This window comes from Helicobacter sp. 11-8110 (assembly GCF_003288905.1).
Taxonomy (GTDB): domain Bacteria; phylum Campylobacterota; class Campylobacteria; order Campylobacterales; family Helicobacteraceae; genus Helicobacter_D; species Helicobacter_D colisuis.
In genome coordinates this window covers 59,993-82,127 of record NZ_NHYL01000005.1, presented here as the reverse complement: position 1 = coordinate 82,127, position 22,135 = coordinate 59,993, and the positions used below count along the sequence as shown (strand labels likewise).

The window sequence follows — 22,135 nt, the reverse complement described above, 5'->3', positions numbered from 1 at the left end:
ATAATGAAGCTTAGACTCCCACACGCACCTTATATTGGAAATAAAATAGCACTTGATTTATCAACCTGCGGATTTGTTAGTCTTTTGCATGGAATAGAAGGTATTAGCAAAATAGCACAAAACTTCATTGAAGCAGACATTAAAGAAGAAATAAAAATCGAAGAAAAAGCAAGAGAAATCTTGGAAGAAAATCTTGATGAAATTGAATTTATGCAAGCAGATGAACACCAGCTTTTTTGGAAAATCAAACATAAGCTTGCTGAAAATGAAGGCTTTATTTTAAATTGGGAAGATCGTTATAATCACCTTGCACACAAAATACTTGATGAACTTTACGAAGAAGATTTGATTGAATATTCTACCTCTGAAACACGCGTAAAAAATGTCATTTTCAAAGCCATTGATGGTTATGTTAAAATCTACAATGAAATAGAAAATATTGTTAATGAAAAAATTAGCAACTATAAACGCAAAATTGTTTTTGGCTCTGAAGAATATGATTTGATTTTTGATAGACTCTATCAAGAAGAGCTTAAAAAGAAAGGATTCCTATAATGCAAACTTTAAAAAATGCTTGGGTTTATTTAGAAAATGGAATGTTTTTTGAAGCAAAAAGCTTTGGAGCAAACAAAACTGCAACAGGCGAACTTGTTTTTAATACTTCAATGACTGGTTATCAAGAGATTACAACTGATCCAAGTTATGCAGGGCAGTTTATTTGCTTTACAATGCCAGAAATTGGGATTGTTGGGGCAAATCCAAAAGACACAGAAAGTCATAGTATCTTTGCCAAGGGTATTTTGTGTCGCAATTACAATGCCTTTTATTCCAACTTTCGTGCCACAGAGAGCTTGAGTGAATTTTTACAACAACACGATTGTATGGGGATTTGTGGATTAGATACAAGAATGCTCACACAAACTATAAGAAAACAGGGAGCTATGATGATGGTGGCTTCCACAGAAATTTCAGACAAAAATGAACTCAAAAAAATCCTTGAATCTTCCCCAAGAATCGAAGCTATTAACTATATCAAAGAAGTAAGCACCAAAGAAAACTATACACACGATGAGGGTCGATTTGACTTTGGGCTTATGGATTTTGCAAGACCAAAAACTAATAAAAAGATTCTTGCTATTGACTTTGGAATCAAAAAAAGCATTTTAAGAGAACTTGTAAATGCAGGTTTTAGCGTAGAAGTGATTCCACACTGCTTTGATGCAGAATCTCTTATCAAACGCCACAGCAATAAAGAGTTTGATGGGATATTTTTATCTAATGGACCAGGGGATCCACAAGTTCTAAATCAAGAAGTTACTCAAATCAAAAAACTTATTGAAGCAAAAATCCCAATTTTTGCCATTTGCCTAGGGCATCAACTGCTCTCTTTAGCCCAAGGCTATCCTACACACAAGCTAAAGTTTGGACATCACGGCGGCAATCACCCTGTTAAAAATCTGCTTACTAATCAAGTAGAAATTACAGCTCAAAACCACAATTATTCTGTTCCAGAATCCATTCAAGAAATCGCAGAAGTTACTCATCGCAATCTCTTTGATGGGACAATTGAAGGCTTAAGATACAAAACTGCGCTTATTTGCTCTCTTCAACACCACCCAGAAGCAGGACCTGGACCTTCTGAATCTACAGCACTTTTTAGCGAATTTGCAAAACTAATAGAAGAATCTAAAGCCTAAGAGGGCTTTAAATTGACAAATGCCATTCAAACAATCCTTAATCAACTAAAACAATCCTCAAATCTCCGAACCCTTTTCCCGCAAAAGCACAAGGATTTGGAAATCCAAAAAAATGGTAAATGGCTTTTAAATCTTGCAAGCAACGACTATCTAAACCTTGCAAGCAATCAAGATTTCATCGCAGAATTTTTAGATTCAAAGCTTTTTAGAGAAAATTGCTTTTTTAGCGCCTCTTCTTCTCGTAGTTTAAGCGGAAACTTTGAAATTTATGAAGCTTTTGAGACTTATTTGGAATCACTTTTTAACAAAAAAGCTCTGCTTTTTAATAGTGGTTATCACGCAAATATAGGTGCTCTTAGCGCACTTAGCAGACTTAAAAATATCCTTTTTATAGCTGATAGAAGTATTCATGCAAGCCACATTGATGGTTTAAAATCCTTTGAAAAAGTCGCTTTTAGACGCTTTTTGCACAATGATATGCAAGATTTAAAAAAACTGCTAGAGCAAAATGCCAATAATTTTGAAGCTATTTTTATTTTAACTGAGGGGCTTTTTAGTATGGAGGGTGATTTTGCAAAAATACAATCTCTTATTGCACTAAAAAAGCAATTTAAAAATGTCTATTTATATATTGATGAGGCTCATAGTATAGGGAGTTTTGGGCAAAATGGTTTAGGGCTTTGCTATCCTGTTTTAAAAGAAATTGATTTTCTTGTTTTGACTTTTGGCAAGGCTATGGCTTCTATGGGTGCGTGCGTGCTATGCCAAAGTGATTTCAGAAATTATTTTATCAACTTCTCAAGAAGCCTAATTTACTCAACAGCACTACCACCTATTAATATTGCAATGAGTTATTTTTCCTTTTTGCATTTACCTAATTTAGAAAAACAAAGAGAAAGGCTTTCTAACATTAGTCAAGATTTTAAAATACTTTTGCAAAATAATCTTGATTATGAAATTTTAGGAGAATATAATATTTTAAGTCTTGTTTTAAAAGACAATCAAAAAGCAATATTTTTTCAAAAAGAACTAGAAAAAAAAGGATTTTTTGCACCTGCCATTAGACCTCCAACCATTCCGCAGAATCGATCTTGTTTGCGTTTTTCTCTAACCCAAAAGATTCCATTTCACCAGCTTGAATCCTTATGTGATTCTCTAAAAGAAATTGATTATGAATATTTATCATAATATTAATAATAATAAAGATATTCTATTGTTATTTGGTGGTTTTGCATCACATTTCAGTCATTTTCAAAGCTTTATCCCTAGCAATTATGATTGGATTTTACTCTCACATTACCAACATTTAAATTTTTCTGCACTAGAAAATTTGTTACTTCCTTTACGAAGTAAAAATCTCCATTTGCTTGGATTTTCTATGGGAGTTTGGGTGGCTCATTTGTTTTTAAATCGAGACTCTATTGCTTTTGATTTCAAATCCAAAACAGCAGTAAATGGCACAGAATATGGTATCCATGAAACTTATGGAATCCACCCCAAACTCTTTGTGCTCACGCAAAAAAAATTTAACCTAGAATCATTTAAACAAAATCTTTTTGGCATTCACTATCCGCCCCCCAAAGATTTTTTATTTTTAGAAGAATCCCTACTCAAAGATGAATTAAAATTTTTTTTAGATTATCAACATCATATAGAAAATTCCTCTAAATGGGACAGAATCATTATTTCGTCTAATGACCTTATTTTTCCCACACAAGCACAAAAAAATTTTTGGAGCCATCAAGCTTACAAACAGCAAATTTTAGAAATCAATGCCCCTCATTTTGCTTTTTTTGATTGGAAAATTCTATGCTAAAAGCCACTTTACAAAAGACTTTTTTAAAAGCGCAAAACACTTACAGCAAAGCAGCAACAATCCAAAATAAAATGCAGGATATTTTACTAGAGATTCTTACACATCATCAAAAAAACTCTCATTTCCAAAATATCCTAGAATTAGGCTGTGGAAGAGGTGGTTTTTCAGAAAAAATAAGCAATAAATTAATATATGATAATTTTATAGCATTGGATTTGATAGACTTCTCTCAAAGCTTTTTAGACAAAAATATAGAATTCTTAAAATTTGATATTGAAAATTTAGAAATGATAAAAAATATTTATCAAAATATTACTTTTGATTTGATTGCTTCTAATGCTGCCTTACAATGGACTAATCAATTTAAACTTCTACCTAAATTTAACCAACTTTCAAACAAAAACTCTCTTTTGCTTCTAGGAATCTTTGGCAAAAATAATCTATGGGAAATGCGAGAGTTTTTAGGCTCTGGACTAGAATACCTTGATACTTTCAAATACAAAGAAATCTTAGAAAAAGACTGGGAGATTTTAGAATGTTTTAGCATATTGCAGACTTTGCACTTTAGTAATCCTTTGGAAGTTTTTAAACATCTTAAAAACACTGGCGTGAATGTCTATACTAGCTCCCTTACACTCACAAAAACTCATCTAAAATCCTATGAAGAACGCTTTAAAAATAATCTCACTTATGAGCCACTCTATATTTTGGCGCAAAAAAAGTAGAATCTTAGAAAAACAATGATATAACTCCACAAAACATTTCTAGGATCAAAAATGGGAAAATCAATCACCCAAACCCCCTATTATTTACAAAAAGCTATTAAGGATTTTTTTAAGCCTTTTATTCTCAAACTCGCACTTCTTCCATTTATTATTTCTTTAGTTTTTTGGATTACTATTTTTTATTTTTTTAGCAAGAATGTGATGGCAAACTTATTTGAGTTAATTCAGCCATACATAACCATTGAAACTTCTTGGCTTTCTTGGATTCAAGCTCCACTAGAAATACTTACTCACACCTTTTTGTTTGTCATCATAGTGATAGTTTTTTGGTTATCACAATTTTTAACACTTATGTTAATTAATGCTTTTTTAACTCCTTTTGTTGTTAAATTCATTCACAAGCAACATTATTCTTCTATTTTGATTCAGCCTGATACAAACTTTTTTGTTTCTCTTTTACTTTTAATTATCCCCTATGTGATTTATGCAATGCTTTTTTTATGTTTGCTTCCTTTTTATTTTATTCCCCCCATTTGGATTATTGGAATCACACTTTTAAATTATTGGCTATTTTCCAAAAGACAAGTCCAAGATGTTGGTGAAAATATTTTTAGCCAACAAGAATTTGCTCCTACTAAACAAACTCATAAAAATGCCATAAGAAGCTTAATAATACCTCTGTTCCTTTTAAGCCTTATTCCTTTTGTTGGCTTTTTTGTGCCTCTTTTTTCTTCTGTGGCTCTTACACATTTATTTTTTCATATCAAGGGGGATTTAAAAAATGGAAATTCAAATTGAACGCGCTGTTTTAAGCTCTATTTTCTTTGATCCAGAACAGCTAGATTTTGTCTCTGAGACACTTGCACCCGAAGATTTTTCATACGCACCTAATCAAAATATTTTTGCTGCCATGCTAGAACTTAGGCGACTTGATATGCCTCTTGATGAAGAGTTTATTCTCAAAAAATCCACAAAATCACGCCCCATAGACCAAGAAGAAATCCTAAATATTCTAAGCACAAGCCCTATTAGTGATATTCATGCCTATACACAAGAAATTAAAGAAGATTCTACAAGAAGAAAGCTACACTCTTTGGCTATGAAAATCAATGAGGCTAGTAATGATTCGGATAATCCCGCAAAAGATATTATAGATTACCTTCAAAGCGAACTTTATAAAATCACCAATATTCACGAAAATAAGGAATTTCGCGATTCTAGAGAAGTAACAACCGCTACTTTGCATTACATTGAAGAAATAAAAAAACGCGGAAATTCTGTGCTTATTGGTGTAGATACAGGCTTTCATTCGCTTAATGAAAAAACCACTGGTTTTGGAAAAGGAGATTTGATTATTGTCGCAGCACGTCCTGCAATGGGTAAAACCACACTTGTTTTGAATATGGCACAAAAAGCTCTCGATACAGGCAGAGGAGTTGCGTTTTTTAGTCTTGAAATGCCCGCTGAACAACTAATGCTAAGAATGCTTTCGGCTAAAACTTCTATTGCCTTACAACATTTGCGCGTAGGAAATTTACAAGATGAAGAATGGGAACAACTCTCTCATGCAGCCGATATTATGGCAAATGCGCCACTTTTTATTGATGATAATAGTATCCTAACTATCCATCAATTCCGCACTAAAATGCGAAAAATAAAATCAAAGCACCCCGAAATTGGACTAGCTGTAATTGACTATTTGCAACTAATGAGTAGTGCTGATGGCAAAAAAGATCGCCACCAAGAAGTAAGCGAGATAAGCAGGGGATTAAAAATGATTGCAAGAGAATTAGAAATTCCAATCATCGCACTCTCTCAACTTAATAGAAGTTTAGAATCCCGAAGTGATAGGCGCCCTATGCTTTCGGATTTGCGTGAATCTGGATCTATTGAACAAGATGCGGATATTATTTTGTTTGTTTATCGTGATGCTGTATATAAACAAAAAGATGAAAAAGAAAAAGAAGAAGCAGCTAGAAAAGAAGGTAAGGATTATAAATCTACATTTGTGCCTAAAAACGAAGAGGAAGCAGAGATTATTATCGGAAAACAAAGAAATGGACCAACAGGTGTTGTTAAGCTTACTTTTCACAAACATTGCACACGATTTGTTGATTCTGCTGATTCAAGCAATGCCTTAGAAATCATCTATGAATCCACCGCACAAACTACACAAACGCATTTCACACCACCAGAAAATAATCAAATAGAAGCCCCTATCATTTAGGATTTGCCCTTGTAAATTCTTTATAAAAAGTCTTTTGTAGAGATTTTAGAGACAAAAAGTATCACAGAATTTCACGCCTATAAAAAAGTAAAAAGATTCTTACCTAAAATTATTTTAATATGTGCAATTCTTTGCTATACTCTAATAAATTATTTCTAGCAAAGGACATTTATGAAAATTACCTACACTCTTACAGATGAATCCCCAGCATTAGCGACTTATTCTTTTTTACCAATCGTTAAAGCCTTTTTAAAAAAGGCAGGAATTGAAGTTGAAACTTCTGATATTTCACTGGCTGCTAGAATTCTAGCTCAATTTCCAGAAAATGGCTATAAAGATGAACTAGCTTTACTTGGCAATCTTGTAGAAAAACCTGATGCAAATCTCATCAAAACGCCTAATATTTCTGCTTCCATTCCACAGCTAAAAGCTGCTATTGCCGAATTGCAACAAAAAGGATTTAAGATTCCAAACTTCCCTGATGATCCAAAAAATGATGCAGAAAAAACTATCAAAGAAAAATATCAAAAGGTATTAGGAAGTGCTGTAAATCCAGTTTTACGCCAAGGAAACTCTGATAGAAGAAGCACCAAGGCTGTTAAAGAATATGCCAAAAAAAATCCTTACAAAGTGGTGCCTTTTAATAAAGATTCTAAAAGTTGCGTTTCTTATATGCAAAAAGGAGACTTTTTTGATAATGAAAAAGCCATTCTAATCCAAGCCCCTACTACTGCAAAAATTGAATTCACAGGAAGCAAAGGAACTGAAATCTTAAAAGATAATTTAAAACTAGAAAAAAATGAGATTCTAGATGCAACCTTTATGAGTGTAGCAGATTTGAGTAAATTTTATGAAGAACAAATAGAAGTCTGCAAAAACAAAAATTTATTGCTTTCTTTGCACTTAAAAGCCACTATGATGAAAGTAAGCGATCCTATTATCTTTGGCTATGCTCTCAAAGCATATTTTAAAGAATTGTTTGAAAGTTTTAAAGAGGAATTTGAAGCACTTGGAATCAACCCAAATAATGGTATTTCAGAACTTCTAAGCAAAATAGAAAATTCTAGTAAAAAGGCAGAAATACTTGCTAAATACAATGAGATTCTTGCCAAAAATGCTCCACTTTCTATGGTTAATTCTGACAAAGGGATAACAAATCTACATGTTCCTAGCGATGTGATTGTAGATGCTTCTATGCCTGCAATGCTAAAAAATGGCGCAAAACTTTGGGATAAAGAAGGCAAAGAACGCGATACTAATGCGCTAATTCCTGATAAAACTTATGCAACTATTTATGAAGCTGTAATTGAAGATCTGCACCAAAATGGCACACTTGACCCAAAAACTCTAGGAAGTGTTTCTAATGTAGGTTTAATGGCAAAAAAAGCTCAAGAATATGGTTCTCACGACAAAACTTTCGTTGCAAAAGAAGATGGTGTCTTTAGAATTGCCGATGAAAATGGCAACACACTCCTAGAACACAAAGTGCAAAAAGGTGATATTTATAGAGCTAATCAAGCTAAATACGATGCCGTTTCAAATTGGATTGATTTAGGAATCCAAAGAGCAGATATCACTGGAAATACTGCAATCTTTTGGCTTGATGAAAAACGCCCTAGCAACAAAATTATGATTGACTTAGTCAAACAAAGATTGCAAGAAAAAGGTAAAGAAATCGCGATTTTAGCTCCTAAAGAAGCTTGTTTAGAATCACTTAAACTCATTCGCGCAGGAAAAGACTGCATTTCAATTACAGGTAATGTATTGCGAGATTATTTGACAGATTTATTCCCTATTTTAGAGCTTGGAACAAGTGCGAAAATGCTCTCTGTAGTGCCAATGCTAAATGGTGGAGCTATGTTTGAGACAGGAGCAGGAGGAAGTGCTCCAAAACAAGTAGAACAACTTATTGAAGAGAATCACTTGCGTTGGGATAGCTTGGGAGAATTCTTAGCCTTGCAAGCAAGCCTAGAATTTTTTGCTCAAAAAACTAACAATGCTAAAGCTCAAATTCTAGCAAACTGCCTTGATGAAGCAATCGCCAAATGGCTTGATAACAACAAAGCTCCATCGAGAAAAGTCAAAGAAGATGACAACCGCACTAGTCATTTTTATTTGGCAATGTATTTTGCAAATGCACTAGCCAATCAAAATAAAGATACAAATCTACAAGACTTCTTTAAAGGAATAGCCGAAGAATTCAATGCTAATGAAAGTAAGATTCACCAAGAATATCTAGAAGCTCAAGGTGTAAAAGTAGATTTAGGTGGTTATTATAAATTTGATGATGCAAAATGCAATGCGATTATGCGCCCAAGTGCAACTTTCAACGCTACTTTGGAAAAAATCTCTAAATAAGCCTCTAGGACTTTTGGGGGGCTTTTGCCCCTTAACTGCTTCCTTTAGTCTTCAAAATATAATCCATTAAACCTTTTGTTAAAGCAAACACATTTCATCAATTTTTGTTAGTAAATTACATTAATTTTTTAGAGTTTTTTGAAAGTCTTAGCACACAAATTGTGCGTGATGAGATCTGTAAAATATATTTGACATACAATACAGGATTTTTTATAATTCATCAAACAAAGAATTACAAATTTTCCTGTTGCTAATTAAAATTTCATTACCCTTTGGTGCATATTTTTGTTTATAATTGTTCATTCCATATTGTATCTGTAACTCTTGTATATAAAAATCTTGATAAAGCTCTCGTATAAATTCATTATCGTCATATGTAAGTAAAAAAGTGTGTGAAGTACTTTTTAAGGTTTCACACAATCTCTTGTGATCAAAACTTGTATGCAAATTACCTTTTTTACCATAAAGCTTTGATTTTGTGGCGCTAAAATAAGGCGGATCTAAAAATATAAACACATCTTTACCATTTTTTAAAATTAGATCTGCATAATCGCTATTTGAAAATTGAAAACCTTGAATCACTCGAGCAGCTTCTTTTAATCTCTCTATAGAACTTTGTGTAAAGCGTGATTGAAATGCTTTTTGTGAATATCCTCCACTATCTACAACTCCAGAGAATGTAATGCGATTAAGTATGAAAAAATCAATTGCTCTTTGGAAGTCATCTATGCTATCTCTGCGCTTTATTAGTGTTTCATAAAGATTCCTGCCACATTCATAACTATTCTTGATATTCTGAATTTCTTGTATTAACTCTGCACTTCTAGTTTTTAAAGTCTGCCAAAAACAATATAGATCATAATTCAAATCATTGGCATAGTACATAGCATCTTTGTAACTTGTATTTTGCAATAAATACAAACCTACACTACCACCACCAAAAAATGGTTCTCTATATTCCTTAAAATGTTTAAAAAAATAATCTCTTAAAAGCTTGATTGCTCTTGATTTTCCACCAGGATACCTTAATGGAGATTTACTATAGGTCATAATTAATCCATACACTAAAATGATTTTTGTTAGATTCTAGATTAAGATAAAGAAGCATTTGCTTTTCTTTGGGTGAAAATGGATTGCTGTTTAGAAATAATTCTAGATTATTGTTTGGCAGAGCAATACTATCTTGTAAAATATTAGAAGTTAAGCGCAAAACAACTTTAAAATTCTTGTAACCTTGTATAGAATCTATATTGTTATAAAGCATAAGCTTAAGTAAGCCATCTTTGATATCATCTTCACTTGGTAAAATTGTATTTTTACTATGTTTGCTTTCACAAAGATATAAACATTTGTCCTTAAATAATACATCATCAATGGCAAAAAAGTATTACCCACCCAAATAATTTTGTATCATAATTTTTGTCTTTTTCCCTATACCAATAAATTCTTTGGGTTGTGTGGTATGTATTTCTCTATTTTGTGCCATTTTTGCTTTGCTTCGTGAAAATTCCATAAAGGAATCTTTACTTTGTGTTATTTTGGTTACAAATTTATCAATATTTTGTGGATTATGTAAAGTGCAACCTAGACTTCTAGAAATATTTGTATAAGATTGTTTTGCAGATTCTATGAGCAATGATAGATTTTCTTGTTTGAGTTAATTAAGATTCCAATGTAAAGCAGATTGATGATAATTACAAAGTTTTTCTAATTCTTGTTTGATATATCCATTATGAAATTTTTGATTAGTAATCTTATTTTGTTTTATGCGATGTATTTCTGCTTTATCATAAAAAGCCAAAATAACATAAACATTCAGTAAGCTCATCAAAGAGAGTGTATCCCACTGCAAGTAATCCATATTGCCACTACTTCCCTCATCTTTAATGATGGGAATTATAGTAACAACTTTAGAAACATCACAATCAAAAGTATCATACACTCTTGCATAAGGATAGGATCACGTGCGTTTTGGGCTAACCCATTTACTCAAAGCAAACTCTTTACCACTAAATGAAACAATGCTCGAACTAGGTAAATCATTAATATCTATAAAGATATGATTTTCTAATTCCTTTCGTAAGCACTTTTGATAAGAAAAATTCTTTATCTTTGCATTAAGTAATTCCGTGCTCATTAAAATTTTACTTCCTTGCTTTCCCTGCGATGATAAATCTTAATGCATTGAGCTTAATAAACCCTGCGGCATCTTTTTGGTTATATACAGAATCTTCTTCAAAGGTACTATAAGCCGCATTAAAGAGAGAGTTTTTGGATTCTCTACCCAACACGGTTACATTGCCTTTATATAGCTCTAGCCTCACGACACCCTCGACTTTTTCTTGTGTCTTATCAATCAATGCTTGCAACGCCTCACGCTCTGGGCTAAACCAATAGCCATTATAAATAAGCTCGGCATATTTTGGCATTATCGAATCTTTTAGGTGCGCTGCTTCTCTATCAAGACATAGAGATTCTATAGCACGATGTGCTTTTAGATAGATTGTTCCACCCGGAGTTTCATAGCACCCACGCGATTTCATACCCACATAGCGATTTTCTACCAAATCAAGTCGCCCAATGCCATTCTCTCCGCCAAGCTTGTTAAGTTTTGCCCAAAACTCTGCAGGGCTTAGCTTCTCGCCATTGATTGCTACGCCATCGCCTTTTTCAAAACTAATGGTAATGATAGTTGGGTTATCAGGGGCATTTTTGGGGCTTACACTCCATCGCCACATATCCTCTTCAGGTGCAACATTTGGATCTTCTAGAATCTGTCCTTCATAGCTTATATGTAAGAGATTTGCGTCCATTGAATAAGGCGATTTATTTTGCTTTTTTTCAATCTCAATGCCTGCAGATTCTGCGTAAGCAAGTAATTTTTCGCGACTATTTAAATCCCACTCTCTCCAAGGCGCGATGACTTTTATATCAGGATTTAGCGCATAAGCTCCAAGCTCAAATCGCACTTGGTCATTGCCCTTGCCAGTTGCGCCGTGTGCTATGGCATCAGCGCCCACTTCTCTAGCGATCTCTACAAGTCGCTTAGCAATAAGTGGTCTTGCGATGCTCGTGCCAAGGAGATATTCTCCTTCATAGATTGTATTTGCCCTAAACATAGGAAATACAAAATCGCGTATAAATTCTTCACGCAAATCATCAATAAAAATATTTTGCGGTTTTATGCCTAATTTCAAGGCTTTTGCTCGTGCAGGTTCTACTTCTTCGCCTTGCCCAATGTCTGCTGTAAAGGTTACCACTTCACAATTATAAGTATCCCCAAGCCATTTGAGAATCACGCTTGTATCAAGCCCACCGCTATAGGCTAATACTACTTTTTTAATGTCTTTTGTTTTTTCCATAATTTACTCCTTTTAATTTTTACAATTATATAGTATGATAAATTAATATAGTTTTAGATACAATACTCACAAAAATTTTTAGGCTTAAACTAATGAGAATCGATAAATTCCTAAATGCTGTTAATATTACAAAAAGACGCACTATTGCTCAAGATATGATTGAAAATGGAGTTGTCAAAATCGCTGGAATTAGCGTCAAAGCAAGTCGAGATGTGAAAGTGGGAGATATTATTGAGATTGCCTTTTTAGAAAAATCAAGATTCTTTGAAGTCCTGCAGATTCCCACTCAAAAAACAATCAAAAAAGATGAATCTCATTTGTATTATAAAGAAATTATTAAATAAGGCTTTATGATGATTTGCTGTGCTGGAAAAATTGAAAGTTTTTCTTTTGCTAAAAGTATTGGGGTTGGTCTCATAGAAAGTGCAATGAATCTCACACAACTTATTTTTTATGAAAAACCAAATGAAATAGTTTTTGTAGGAACTTGTGGATGTTATGATGATTCCAAACCCTTATTAGAAATCTTTGAATCACAAAGTGCGACTAATATTGAGCTTTCTTTTTTGCAGCAAGATTCTTATACTCCCTTAGATAATTGTATTTCTTTAGAAAATGTTTCACATGAAACATTAAAAAATATTGTTAATTCTAGTAATTATATTACGACTAATTCTAGTCTTGCGCAAAAACTAACAAAACTTGGAATCTTATACGAAAATATGGAATTTTTTAGTGTATTGCAAGTTGCAAAACATTATGAAATACCCGCTTTAGGAATCTTTTGTAGCACAAATCATATTCACAAAGAAAGTCAAAAAGAATTTTTTTCTAACCATAAAAAAGCGATGCAAAATTTAGAAGATTATATTAGGACAAGAAAAAATGGATAAACAAAATATCTTTGGATTCACGCTAGATTCTTTAAGTGATTCTCTAAAAGATTTTCCAAAATTCCGAGCCAAACAAATCTACCATTGGCTTTATGTTCATTATGAAAATGATTTTAATCAAATGGAAAATCTCCCAAAAAATTTGCGTGAATTTTTAAAAGAAAATTTTACAAGCAATGCAGTAGAAATCGCAAGAAAAGAACAAAGTAGCGATGGTAGTGTGAAATATCTTTTTAAAACCGCTGATAATCTCACTTATGAAGCTGTTTTTTTAAAAATGAAAGAAGATAAATTTACACTTTGTCTTTCATCTCAAGTGGGTTGCAAAGTGGGTTGTAGTTTCTGTCTTACGGCTAAAGGTGGATTTGTAAGGAACCTTAGTGCAGGAGAAATGGTGTATCAAGTTTTTGCTATCAAAAAAGATCAAAATATCCCAAATAATAAGGCTGTAAATATAGTGTATATGGGAATGGGCGAACCACTTGATAATTTAGAAAATGTTACAAAATGTATTCAAATCTTATCAGAACTTGATGGATTAAGCATTTCTCGCAGAAGGCAAACTATCTCTACAAGTGGAATTGCACCTAAAATCAAAAAACTTGGAGCATTAGATTTAGGAGTGCAGCTAGCCATATCACTCCATGCAGTTGATGATGAACTCCGCACGAAATTAATGCCTATTAACAAAGCCTATAATATTCAAAATATTATTGATGAAGTGGCAGCTTTTCCTATTGATTCACGCAAAAGAGTAATGTTTGAATATCTAATGATTGATGGAATCAATGATAGTTTAGAATGTGCTAAAAAACTTGTAGCGCTTCTTAATAAAATCAAAGCTAAAGTCAATCTCATTTATTTTAATCCTCACGAAGGAAGTCCTTACAAACGACCAAGTAAAGAAAAAGTTGAAGCTTTTAGAGAATTTTTACTCAAAAAAGGACTTTTATGCACGATTCGTGAATCTAAAGGCTTAGATATTAGCGCTGCTTGTGGACAATTAAGAGAAAAGGAAATTGCAAATGCCTAGTTTGGATATTATTTTACTTATTTTTTTGATTATTGTTTTTATCATTGGTATGGGTACTTTTTTGTATTATGCCTACAAAAAATAATCAAAGATTCAAAGGTTTATAATGTCTCAAATTCCCCACAATTTTTCAAATCAAAAAACTACTTTAGTGCATATTTGTTGCAGCGTGGATAGTCATCATTTTCTAACCCAACTTCAAAAACTCTACCCACAAAAACAATTTTGTGGCTTTTTTTATAATCCTAATATTCATCCCTATGAAGAATATCTTATGCGTCTTAATGATGTCAAAAGAAGCTGTGAAATGTTAAAAATTCCATTAATTGAAGGGGAATATGATTTAGATTCGTGGCTTTGTGGCACAAGAGGATTAGAAGATGAGCCAGAAAAAGGTGAACGATGTTCATATTGCTTTGATTATCGTTTAGAGAGAACAGCACAAATTGCGAAAGAAACACATTGTGTGGAATTCACTACTACTCTACTTGCAAGTCCTATGAAATCTCAAAATGAACTCTTTTCACAAGGTGAAATGATGGCGAAAAAACATTCACTTGATTTTCTACCCATAGATGTGAGAGGAAATGGCGGAACTAAAATTCAAAATGAACTTGCCAAAGAAGCTAATCTTTACCGCCAAAATTATTGTGGTTGCCTCTTTGCACTCACTAAGCAACGAGAAAAAGCTCAAAAGATTCCATTAGAGCTTGTTTCTGCACTCAATCTCCCAAAAGATTCTAGAAATCTTCCCCTTTTGCGCCTAAGAAATTTTCAAATACGAGAATCTTTAGAAAATAACAATAAACCCTATAACATTATCAAAAGAAAAGTTCAAAAATATTGTCTTCTTAAAGGAATCTTAACCCAAGATTCAAAAACTATTCCTAGCTTTATTTGTAATCACTCTATAATTAATAAACCCACAAAAGCAAAAATTGAATTTTGGAAAGATGGAATTGGCTATGCTTCAAAAGAAGGAATTTTATTTTTAGAATTTGAAAAATTTAAAGAATTTATTCAACAAGACAATTTTGAATCGCTCCTAAAAAATGGTTTAGATGAATCCTATCAATTATCCCTACGACAAAAAATATATCCACAAGGATTTTTAACTTCCCCTATTCTTATTATCAAAGAAAAAATTACTGGGGAATTTAATTTAGAAATTCAATTTGTTTTACAAGAAGAAATTATAGAAGATTTTATAGATTAGATTCCAAGAATTTTTAAAATAACTAAATTTTTAAATTTAGTTATTTTGTAAGTAAATAATCAACTTTATAAATAAAATCTTCCACGCCCTTTATCCCACTAGATAAAATCATATATTTTCCATTGATAATAAAACTTGGAACTCCTTGAATCTCTGTGTATTCTAACATACTTTGCCATTGCTTTAAAGCTTCTCTAGAATTTTTTGCCTTCAAAACTTCTTTATATTCTGCTTCAGAAATTCCTAGTATTTCTAAACCCTCTTTTAAAAATTCTTGTCTATTTGACCAATTTTTCCTTTCTTTGTGAATGGCGTTGAAATAATGATTTAATATTTTTTTATACAAAGAATCATTATCTTTTAATTCCAAACTTTTTTCCTTATCTTTAGCTAATGCCACAACTAAAATATTAGAAGTTTCTTCATGAATTGGAATCGCAGCTGCCACATGATAAGGTAAAAATTCTACATCTTTTGGTAAAAATTCTAAAAGATTAGGGACAAAATTTGTATTATAGTATGCACAATGCGGACAACCGATATTAAAAATTTCAATCACCTTATTTTGCATATTAGAAATGGGTTTTTTTAAAACAATATAATCCACATTTTCTTTTAAATCATTTGCCAAAGCTTGCAAACTAAACAAACAAATTCCAATCAACCAAAGTTTAAAAATTTTCATAATTCTCCTTTGTTTTTATAAATTGATTCAAAAATAAACTTGTGTTCTTCAGGAATATGATTATAAACTTCCAAAGCAAGATTCCTAATCTCCCATAATGCACTTTTAGAACTTCTTAAATGCAAGAAATTTTGCAAACTTCTAGCATTAATACTCCAAGTTAATTCAGTTTTGTAAGATTCAGGCATTGCAAATTTTGCCAAATCATTACTGATATTATCTTTTAAAAGAATCCTAAGATTTTCTAATGCTTTGATAGAAGATTCATTTACTTGAAAATTTTCTGTAAAAACTAAAAATTTCTCTGCTCTTTGTAAATTTGTTTCATCTATAGGAAGAAAGCTTTCCTCTACTTTTAATTCCTTTAATGTATATCGACTACTCTTAACACTTAAAGAAGCCATTCTATGTCTAGCTAACTCTTGCAAACAAGCTCTTGAAATACCTTGAATATAAAAAGTATAGCTAAGGTGTTCTAAAGTGCTAGAATGTTTATATTTATTCCCTACCCTATCAATGAGTTCTCTATCTTTTTCACCACCATTATCACTTTTATCAAAACTTTGCCAACAAGTTCGAATCGCTTGAGAGCAAATGTTTAAATTAGTATAGTTTAATAAAGTAATATTCATTTTATTCCTTATGTTGTAACTTTAGCCTTTGGGCGTGAGTTATGGCAATAGCAATGGCATCAGTAATATCTAAAGGTTTAATTTCGCCCTTGATTCCTAAAATTCGCTTCACCATAAAAGCAACCTGTTCTTTTTGTGCTTTTCCATTTCCTGTTAATGCCTTTTTAACTTGCAAAGGTGTGTATTCTGTAAAATTACCTAACTCTTGTAAAATTTTCAAACTCAAAGCCCCACGAAATTGAGCCAACTTTATCACCGTTTTGGGATTATAAGCATAAAAAATATCTTCAATAGCCACAGAATCAATCTGATGATTTTTTAAAACCAAATCAATTCCCTCTACAAATTCTAAAATTTGGTGCTGTAAAATTCTTTCTTTAATTTTTATTAACCCTGCTTCTAATAAAATTAATGATTGTTTATTTATTTGAATAATGGCATATCCGCAATTTCGACTTCCTGGATCAATCCCTAAAATATTCAAAATTTTCCTTCTAATGAATTAAGAAAATGTAATCATATAAAAATTTTAGTAATTCTTGGATAAAATTAATCAAAATTTATTATTCACATACTATTCACATAATGTGAATAATTAAAAAATAAAAAGTGAGGTTAGTTTGCATCCTGTTTTATTACAACTAAAAAAAGAAATTACGCCTTTTGAATTTGATAATTATATTACTCAACTTAATTTCAATGAAAAATATTCTCGCGATGATAGAATCATCTTTAATGCTCCAAATAATATCATTGCAAGCTGGATTAAAACAAAATATTCTAGTAAAATTGCCCAACTTTTTGAAAAACAAAGTGGTTATAAGCCCGAAATTATTATTGAAGTTTTTAATCCTAATAAAAGAAAAGAAAGTAAAAATAATATAAAAAAAATCCAAAATGCCACTAATCTCAATCCTTCCTTAACTTTTAATTCTTTTATTGTTGGAAATTCTAATAGTTTTGCTTTTAATGTCGCAAAAGCTGTGGCACAAAATCAAAGCACAATTTATAATCCCTTAGTGATCTATGGTAACACTGGACTAGGTAAAACGCATTTACTCAATGCCATTGGAAATGCAAATGCTAATGTTGGAAAATCTGTAATTTATACTACTAGTGAACAATTTTTAAATGATTATTTACTTCACATACGCAACAATACTATGGATAGATTCCGAGAAAAATATCGCGCTTGTGATTATTTACTTATTGATGATATACAATTTTTAAGTGGTAAAAACCAAATCCAAGAAGAATTTTTTCACACCTTTAATGAACTCAAAAAAAATGACAAACAAATTGTGCTAACTTCTGATAGACCACCAAAAGATATGAATGGATTAGAAGAAAGATTAAAAACGCGATTCACTTCAGGGCTTTTAGCAGACATTCAACCTCCAGAGTTAGAAACAAAAATCAATATTATTAATGCCAAATGTGAATTAGATGGGATTCACCTAAGCCCAAAAATCATTGACTTTATTGCTGCAAATATTAATGATAATATCCGTGAAATTGAAGGGGTTTTGGTTAAACTTAACTTTTCAATTAATGTAACAAATATTCAAGAAATAACCATTGATTTTGTAAGAGATATTCTCAAAGAATATATTAAAGAATCAAAAGAAAATATTAATATGGATAGAATCATAGAAAATGTCGCAAAATACTACAATATCAAACCTTCAGAAATTCGCAGTAAAAGTCGCTCCAAAAATATCGTAACAGCTAGAAAAATCGTTATTTATTTAGCACGCACACTTACTCCAAATTCTATGCTTTCTTTAGCAGATTATTTTGATATGAAAGATCACAGCACTGTTAGTAAAGCAATGAAAAGTATCCAAGAAGAAATCAACAAGAATCCAAACTTCAAAACTATCATTGAAGAGCTAAAAAACAAAATCAAATAATCTATTTTAAAACAAAGTTTTGATAAAATTGTGAAATTATGTGAAAATAAATGCACTCAATATTCACATCAAAAACAACGATAATTTAGGAATTTTTAGTAGTTATTCAACTTTTCAATCTCTCTACTAATACTTCTAAATTTTATTTATATTAAAAGGAGATTTTATGAACATCATCATTCAAAATAGTGTCTTAGATAATATCTTTACTGCTCTACAACCTTTCTTAGATAAAAAAGATTCTAGTCAAATCACTTCTCATATCTATTTAGAAACAAAAGAAAATCAATTAATCTGCAAAGCAACTGATTTTGAAATGGGATTATGTTCAACTACAAATTCTCTAACAATTAATGAACAAGGAATCGCCACAGTCAATGGAAAACAAATTTTAGACATTATTAAAAGATTAAAAGAAGGTGAGATTAATCTTTACACAAATAATGAAAATCTCCATATTAAACAAAATAAGAGCTCTTTTAAACTTCCAATGTTTAATGCACAAGAATTTCCTAGTTTTCCAGAATATGAAACTCTGCCTAAACTAGAAATTAATTCCTTAGAACTCATTAATTCAATGAAAAAAATATTTCCTGTTATTGATACAAATAATCAAAAACGAGAGCTTAATGGTGCATTATTAGATATTAAAGAATATTCTTATAACTTTGTTGCAACAGATACTAAACGCCTTGCAATGGTTAAATTTGAGAATCCATCAGGAAATAATCTTGCCCTAATTTTTCCCAAAAAAGCAATTACGGAAATTCAAAGATTGTTTTTTGATCATATTGAACTTTTCTATAATGAAAAAAATGTTGTCATTAAATCTCAAAATTATGTCTTTTTCTCTCATCTTATTAATGGAAAATTTCCAGATTATGAGAAAATTTTACCAAAAGAGATTCAAACTAAACTAACTATTCCAAAAACAAAAATCATTGAGGGAATCAAAGTTATCAATTCTGTTACTAATGATGTTAAAATTACTTTTAGACCTAGTGAGATTCTATTTGAATCTTTAAGTCAAGATAATTCTGAAGCACAAACACAAATTGAAATAGACTTACCTATCACAGAGGAAATTGAAATAGGAATCAATTCACGACATGTTTTAGACTTTTTAAGTCAAATTGAAACAACAGATTTTATCTGGGGATTAAATGGAAAAAATGCACCTTTTATTTTAAAAAGTGAAAATTTCTCCACAGTCGTGATGCCAATTATTCTTTAAATTTTTATAAATATCAAGGAAAAGAATGGAAAACAAACAATATTCAGGTAGCAGTATTAAAGTTTTAAAAGGCTTAGAAGCCGTTAGAAAACGCCCAGGAATGTATATTGGCGACACTAATACAAATGGTTTGCATCATTTAATTTATGAAGTAGTTGATAACTCTATTGATGAGGCTATGGCTGGGTATTGTAATGAAATTTCTATTATTTTAACAAAACAAGGCAGTGCGATTATTAAAGATAATGGTCGTGGAATCCCAGTAGATATTCACCCTACAGAAAATATTCCTGCTGCAACTGTTGTTTTAACTGTGCTTCACGCTGGTGGAAAGTTTGATCAAGATTCTTATAAAGTTTCAGGTGGTTTGCATGGAGTTGGTATTTCTGTTGTTAATGCTCTCTCTAAATCCCTTCAAATGACAATTCATAAAAATGGAAAAATTTATCGCCAAAACTTCGCTCAAGGAATTCCTCAAGATGAATTAAATGTCATTGGAGAATGCAAAGACAATGGAACAATTATTGAATTTATTCCAGATGATAGCATTTTTGAAATCACAGAATTTCAAAGAGAAATCTTATCAAAACGCTTTAAAGAACTTGCCTATTTGAATAAACAAGTTACGATTCACTTTAAAGATGAACGCGATGGGTTTAATGAAATTTATCATTTTGAAGGTGGTTTAAATCAATTTGTGAGTGATTTAAATAAAAAACCATTAATCTCAACAATTATTAATTTTGAAGGCACTGAAAACGATGTAGAAATACAAATTGCCCTAGCCTATAATGAAGGTTTTGAAGAAAAGGTTTTAAGCTTTGTTAATAATATTCGGACTATTGATGGGGGAACTCACGAATCAGGCTTTAGAATGGGATTAACTAGGGTAATTACTAATTATATTGAAGCTAATGCTAATGCAAGAGAAAAAGATTCTAAAATCACAGGAGAAGATATTAGAGAAGGCTTAGTAGCCATTGTTTCTGTTAAAGTTATTGATCCACAATTTGAAGGACAAACAAAAGGTAAATTAGGAAGTGCTTTTGTTCGTCCAGTTGTCCAAAAACTCACTTATGAAAAACTTGCTAAATTTTTTGAAGAAAATCCTAATGAAGCTAAAGCAATTATGCAAAAAGCTCTATTAGCAGCAAGAGGAAGAGAAGCAGCTAAAAAGGCACGAGAATTAACACGCAAGAAAGAAACTTTTAGTGTTGGAACATTACCTGGTAAGCTTGCTGATTGTCAAAGCAAAGATCCAAGCATTTCAGAAATTTACCTTGTGGAGGGTGATTCAGCTGGAGGTAGTGCTAAACAAGGGCGTGATAGGGTTTATCAAGCGATTTTACCTTTAAGGGGTAAAATTTTAAATGTTGAAAAAAGCCGTTTGGATAAGATTTTAAAAAGTGAAGAAATTAAGAATCTTATCACTGCTCTTGGCTGTGGAATCGGAGAAGATTTTGATATTACTAAAATTCGTTATAACAAAATTATTATTATGACAGATGCGGATGTAGATGGTAGTCATATTCAAACTCTCTTAATGACTTTTTTCTTTCGTTATTTGCGTGGCATTATTGAATCAGGTTATTTATATATTGCACAACCTCCACTTTATCGCTTTAAAAAAGGAAAAAAAGAAATTTATCTTAAAGATGAAAAGGCTTTAAGTGAATATTTAATTGAAAATGGAATTGAAAATTTTGAGTTTCAAGGCATTGGAACAAAAGATTTAATGGAATTTTTTAAAATTGTGGCTCATTATCGTTCTACTTTAAATGAATTAGAAAAGCGATTCCAACTTATTGAAATTGTGCGTTATTTGATTGAAAATCCTGATTTAATTGGTATGCAAAATCAAGATTTATATGCAAAAATTAAGGAGAAAATTCAAAGCTTAAATTTTAATATTTTAAATGAAGTGATTGAAGAGCAAAGGATTCACCTTTATGTGCAAACAGATTCTGGATTAGTGGATATTAAGATTGATGAAGATTTATTTACTCATCCACTCTTTGAAGAAGCTCATTTTGTATTCAGTAAATTAAAAGAAAGAGATTTAGGATTTTTAAATGGTAGCGATCCTTTAGAAATGCTAGAAAAAATAGAAGAAAGTAGCAAAAAAGGTGCGGATATCCAAAGGTATAAAGGTTTAGGAGAAATGAATCCAGAACAACTTTGGGAAACAACAATGACACCAGAAAATCGTCGTTTGATTCGTGTAGAAATTAAAGATATTGAAGAAGCAAGTGAAGTCTTTTCTCTTTTTATGGGTGATGAGGTAGAGCCAAGGCGTGAATATATCCAAGCACACGCAAAAGATGTTAAGCATTTAGATGTTTAA

General features: G+C 31.5%; 24 protein-coding genes. 15 read left to right on the top strand and 9 right to left on the bottom strand.

The annotated features are described in order from the left end of the window. Positions 1-3 precede the first annotated feature (3 nt). The 8 genes from CCY98_RS05925 (at position 4) to CCY98_RS05890 (ending at position 8,823) form a co-directional block, all read left to right on the top strand. Complete coding sequence (locus CCY98_RS05925; protein ID WP_112057649.1) at positions 4-555, top strand: DUF507 family protein; 552 nt, start codon at positions 4-6, stop codon at positions 553-555. Next, positions 555-1,697 carry a glutamine-hydrolyzing carbamoyl-phosphate synthase small subunit gene (gene carA, locus CCY98_RS05920; RefSeq protein WP_112057648.1) on the top strand — a complete coding sequence of 381 codons (1,143 nt, stop codon included), beginning with the start codon at positions 555-557 and terminating at the stop codon, positions 1,695-1,697. Before CCY98_RS05925 ends, carA begins: the two co-directional genes overlap by 1 nt. A 12-nt stretch (positions 1,698-1,709) precedes the next feature. Further along, the gene (locus CCY98_RS05915) at positions 1,710-2,885 is read left to right on the top strand and encodes an aminotransferase class I/II-fold pyridoxal phosphate-dependent enzyme (protein WP_112057647.1); all 1,176 of its coding nucleotides are present in this window, start codon (positions 1,710-1,712) and stop codon (positions 2,883-2,885) included. After that, positions 2,869-3,513: a pimeloyl-ACP methyl esterase BioG family protein gene (locus CCY98_RS05910; RefSeq protein WP_112057646.1), complete on the top strand. Its 645-nt coding sequence runs from the start codon at positions 2,869-2,871 to the stop codon at positions 3,511-3,513. Before CCY98_RS05915 ends, CCY98_RS05910 begins: the two co-directional genes overlap by 17 nt. After that, positions 3,507-4,238 carry an SAM-dependent methyltransferase gene (locus tag CCY98_RS05905; protein ID WP_112057645.1) on the top strand — a complete coding sequence of 244 codons (732 nt, stop codon included), beginning with the start codon at positions 3,507-3,509 and terminating at the stop codon, positions 4,236-4,238. Before CCY98_RS05910 ends, CCY98_RS05905 begins: the two co-directional genes overlap by 7 nt. Before the next feature lie 51 nt (positions 4,239-4,289). Beyond that, entirely contained in the window at positions 4,290-5,036 is a 747-nt protein-coding gene (locus CCY98_RS05900) for an EI24 domain-containing protein (protein WP_112057644.1), read from the top strand. Beyond that, a complete protein-coding gene (locus tag CCY98_RS05895) occupies positions 5,020-6,465 on the top strand; it encodes a replicative DNA helicase (RefSeq protein WP_112057643.1) in 1,446 nt (481 codons plus the stop codon). The genes CCY98_RS05900 and CCY98_RS05895 overlap by 17 nt, the downstream gene beginning before the upstream one ends. A 171-nt stretch (positions 6,466-6,636) precedes the next feature. Then, positions 6,637-8,823, top strand: coding sequence for an NADP-dependent isocitrate dehydrogenase (locus CCY98_RS05890; RefSeq protein WP_112057642.1), 2,187 nt, complete (start codon positions 6,637-6,639; stop codon positions 8,821-8,823). A gap of 210 nt (positions 8,824-9,033) precedes the next feature. Here CCY98_RS05890 and CCY98_RS05885 read toward each other — a convergent pair whose 3' ends face one another. From CCY98_RS05885 to CCY98_RS05865, 6 genes are all read right to left on the bottom strand, one after another. Then, positions 9,034-9,873, bottom strand: coding sequence for a DNA adenine methylase (locus CCY98_RS05885; RefSeq protein WP_112057641.1), 840 nt, complete (start codon positions 9,871-9,873; stop codon positions 9,034-9,036). Then, the gene (locus tag CCY98_RS05880; RefSeq protein WP_112057640.1) at positions 9,863-10,087 is read right to left on the bottom strand and encodes a hypothetical protein; all 225 of its coding nucleotides are present in this window, start codon (positions 10,085-10,087) and stop codon (positions 9,863-9,865) included. The genes CCY98_RS05885 and CCY98_RS05880 overlap by 11 nt, the downstream gene beginning before the upstream one ends. Positions 10,088-10,210: 123 nt before the next feature. Further along, positions 10,211-10,459, bottom strand: coding sequence for a hypothetical protein (locus tag CCY98_RS05875; protein ID WP_112057639.1), 249 nt, complete (start codon positions 10,457-10,459; stop codon positions 10,211-10,213). 21 nt (positions 10,460-10,480) lie between these two features. Continuing rightward, a complete protein-coding gene (locus CCY98_RS05870; RefSeq protein WP_112057638.1) occupies positions 10,481-10,765 on the bottom strand; it encodes a hypothetical protein in 285 nt (94 codons plus the stop codon). Positions 10,766-10,783: 18 nt separating this feature from the next. Further along, entirely contained in the window at positions 10,784-10,960 is a 177-nt protein-coding gene (locus tag CCY98_RS08440) for a hypothetical protein (RefSeq protein WP_181566552.1), read from the bottom strand. Positions 10,961-10,967: 7 nt separating this feature from the next. Next, on the bottom strand, positions 10,968-12,185 hold the full coding sequence (locus tag CCY98_RS05865; protein ID WP_112057637.1) for an argininosuccinate synthase: 1,218 nt from the start codon (positions 12,183-12,185) through the stop codon (positions 10,968-10,970). 92 nt (positions 12,186-12,277) lie between these two features. Here CCY98_RS05865 and CCY98_RS05860 point away from each other — a divergent pair, with 92 nt between their 5' ends. The 4 genes from CCY98_RS05860 to CCY98_RS05845 all read left to right on the top strand — a co-directional run bounded on the left by CCY98_RS05860 (position 12,278) and on the right by CCY98_RS05845 (position 15,327). Further along, entirely contained in the window at positions 12,278-12,529 is a 252-nt protein-coding gene (locus CCY98_RS05860; protein ID WP_112057636.1) for an RNA-binding S4 domain-containing protein, read from the top strand. 9 nt (positions 12,530-12,538) lie between these two features. Next, the gene (locus CCY98_RS05855) at positions 12,539-13,078 is read left to right on the top strand and encodes a purine-nucleoside phosphorylase (RefSeq protein ID WP_112057635.1); all 540 of its coding nucleotides are present in this window, start codon (positions 12,539-12,541) and stop codon (positions 13,076-13,078) included. Next, complete coding sequence (gene rlmN / locus CCY98_RS05850) at positions 13,071-14,111, top strand: 23S rRNA (adenine(2503)-C(2))-methyltransferase RlmN (RefSeq protein WP_112057634.1); 1,041 nt, start codon at positions 13,071-13,073, stop codon at positions 14,109-14,111. The genes CCY98_RS05855 and rlmN overlap by 8 nt, the downstream gene beginning before the upstream one ends. A 106-nt stretch (positions 14,112-14,217) precedes the next feature. Beyond that, positions 14,218-15,327, top strand: coding sequence for an epoxyqueuosine reductase QueH (locus CCY98_RS05845; RefSeq protein WP_112057633.1), 1,110 nt, complete (start codon positions 14,218-14,220; stop codon positions 15,325-15,327). Between the two features lie 40 nt (positions 15,328-15,367). Here the strand turns inward: CCY98_RS05845 and CCY98_RS05840 are convergent, their stop codons facing one another. The 3 genes from CCY98_RS05840 to ruvC are packed head-to-tail and all read right to left on the bottom strand — an operon-like array spanning position 15,368 to position 17,128. Further along, positions 15,368-16,012 (bottom strand): DsbA family protein, encoded by a 645-nt coding sequence (locus CCY98_RS05840; protein WP_112057632.1) that lies wholly within the window; start codon positions 16,010-16,012, stop codon positions 15,368-15,370. Further along, positions 16,009-16,644, bottom strand: a complete 636-nt coding sequence (gene thyX, locus CCY98_RS05835; protein ID WP_112057631.1) for an FAD-dependent thymidylate synthase — start codon at positions 16,642-16,644, stop codon at positions 16,009-16,011. Before thyX ends, CCY98_RS05840 begins: the two co-directional genes overlap by 4 nt. A gap of 1 nt (position 16,645) precedes the next feature. Next, positions 16,646-17,128 carry a crossover junction endodeoxyribonuclease RuvC gene (ruvC, locus tag CCY98_RS05830; RefSeq protein WP_112057630.1) on the bottom strand — a complete coding sequence of 161 codons (483 nt, stop codon included), beginning with the start codon at positions 17,126-17,128 and terminating at the stop codon, positions 16,646-16,648. A gap of 136 nt (positions 17,129-17,264) precedes the next feature. On the opposite strand from ruvC, the gene dnaA reads away from it, so the two are divergent. The 3 genes from dnaA (at position 17,265) to gyrB (ending at position 22,135) form a co-directional block, all read left to right on the top strand. Next, positions 17,265-18,557: a chromosomal replication initiator protein DnaA gene (dnaA, locus tag CCY98_RS05825; RefSeq protein ID WP_112057629.1), complete on the top strand. Its 1,293-nt coding sequence runs from the start codon at positions 17,265-17,267 to the stop codon at positions 18,555-18,557. A gap of 166 nt (positions 18,558-18,723) precedes the next feature. Further along, entirely contained in the window at positions 18,724-19,791 is a 1,068-nt protein-coding gene (gene dnaN, locus CCY98_RS05820) for a DNA polymerase III subunit beta (protein WP_112057628.1), read from the top strand. Between the two features lie 25 nt (positions 19,792-19,816). Then, a complete protein-coding gene (gene gyrB, locus CCY98_RS05815; RefSeq protein WP_112057627.1) occupies positions 19,817-22,135 on the top strand; it encodes a DNA topoisomerase (ATP-hydrolyzing) subunit B in 2,319 nt (772 codons plus the stop codon).

Coding starts and splice junctions, on each gene's coding strand:
- CCY98_RS05910 (WP_112057646.1), top strand. CDS start 2,869: ATGAATATTTATCATAATATTAATAATAATAAAGATATTCTATTGTTA.
- carA (WP_112057648.1), top strand. CDS start 555: ATGCAAACTTTAAAAAATGCTTGGGTTTATTTAGAAAATGGAATGTTT.
- CCY98_RS05840 (WP_112057632.1), bottom strand. CDS start 16,012: ATGAAAATTTTTAAACTTTGGTTGATTGGAATTTGTTTGTTTAGTTTG.
- CCY98_RS05855 (WP_112057635.1), top strand. CDS start 12,539: ATGATTTGCTGTGCTGGAAAAATTGAAAGTTTTTCTTTTGCTAAAAGT.
- CCY98_RS05895 (WP_112057643.1), top strand. CDS start 5,020: ATGGAAATTCAAATTGAACGCGCTGTTTTAAGCTCTATTTTCTTTGAT.
- rlmN (WP_112057634.1), top strand. CDS start 13,071: ATGGATAAACAAAATATCTTTGGATTCACGCTAGATTCTTTAAGTGAT.
- CCY98_RS05900 (WP_112057644.1), top strand. CDS start 4,290: ATGGGAAAATCAATCACCCAAACCCCCTATTATTTACAAAAAGCTATT.
- dnaN (WP_112057628.1), top strand. CDS start 18,724: ATGAACATCATCATTCAAAATAGTGTCTTAGATAATATCTTTACTGCT.
- gyrB (WP_112057627.1), top strand. CDS start 19,817: ATGGAAAACAAACAATATTCAGGTAGCAGTATTAAAGTTTTAAAAGGC.
- thyX (WP_112057631.1), bottom strand. CDS start 16,644: ATGAATATTACTTTATTAAACTATACTAATTTAAACATTTGCTCTCAA.
- CCY98_RS05890 (WP_112057642.1), top strand. CDS start 6,637: ATGAAAATTACCTACACTCTTACAGATGAATCCCCAGCATTAGCGACT.
- CCY98_RS05905 (WP_112057645.1), top strand. CDS start 3,507: ATGCTAAAAGCCACTTTACAAAAGACTTTTTTAAAAGCGCAAAACACT.
- CCY98_RS05860 (WP_112057636.1), top strand. CDS start 12,278: ATGAGAATCGATAAATTCCTAAATGCTGTTAATATTACAAAAAGACGC.
- CCY98_RS05880 (WP_112057640.1), bottom strand. CDS start 10,087: ATGCTTTATAACAATATAGATTCTATACAAGGTTACAAGAATTTTAAA.
- CCY98_RS05885 (WP_112057641.1), bottom strand. CDS start 9,873: ATGACCTATAGTAAATCTCCATTAAGGTATCCTGGTGGAAAATCAAGA.
- CCY98_RS05845 (WP_112057633.1), top strand. CDS start 14,218: ATGTCTCAAATTCCCCACAATTTTTCAAATCAAAAAACTACTTTAGTG.
- CCY98_RS05865 (WP_112057637.1), bottom strand. CDS start 12,185: ATGGAAAAAACAAAAGACATTAAAAAAGTAGTATTAGCCTATAGCGGT.
- CCY98_RS08440 (WP_181566552.1), bottom strand. CDS start 10,960: ATGAGCACGGAATTACTTAATGCAAAGATAAAGAATTTTTCTTATCAA.
- CCY98_RS05925 (WP_112057649.1), top strand. CDS start 4: ATGAAGCTTAGACTCCCACACGCACCTTATATTGGAAATAAAATAGCA.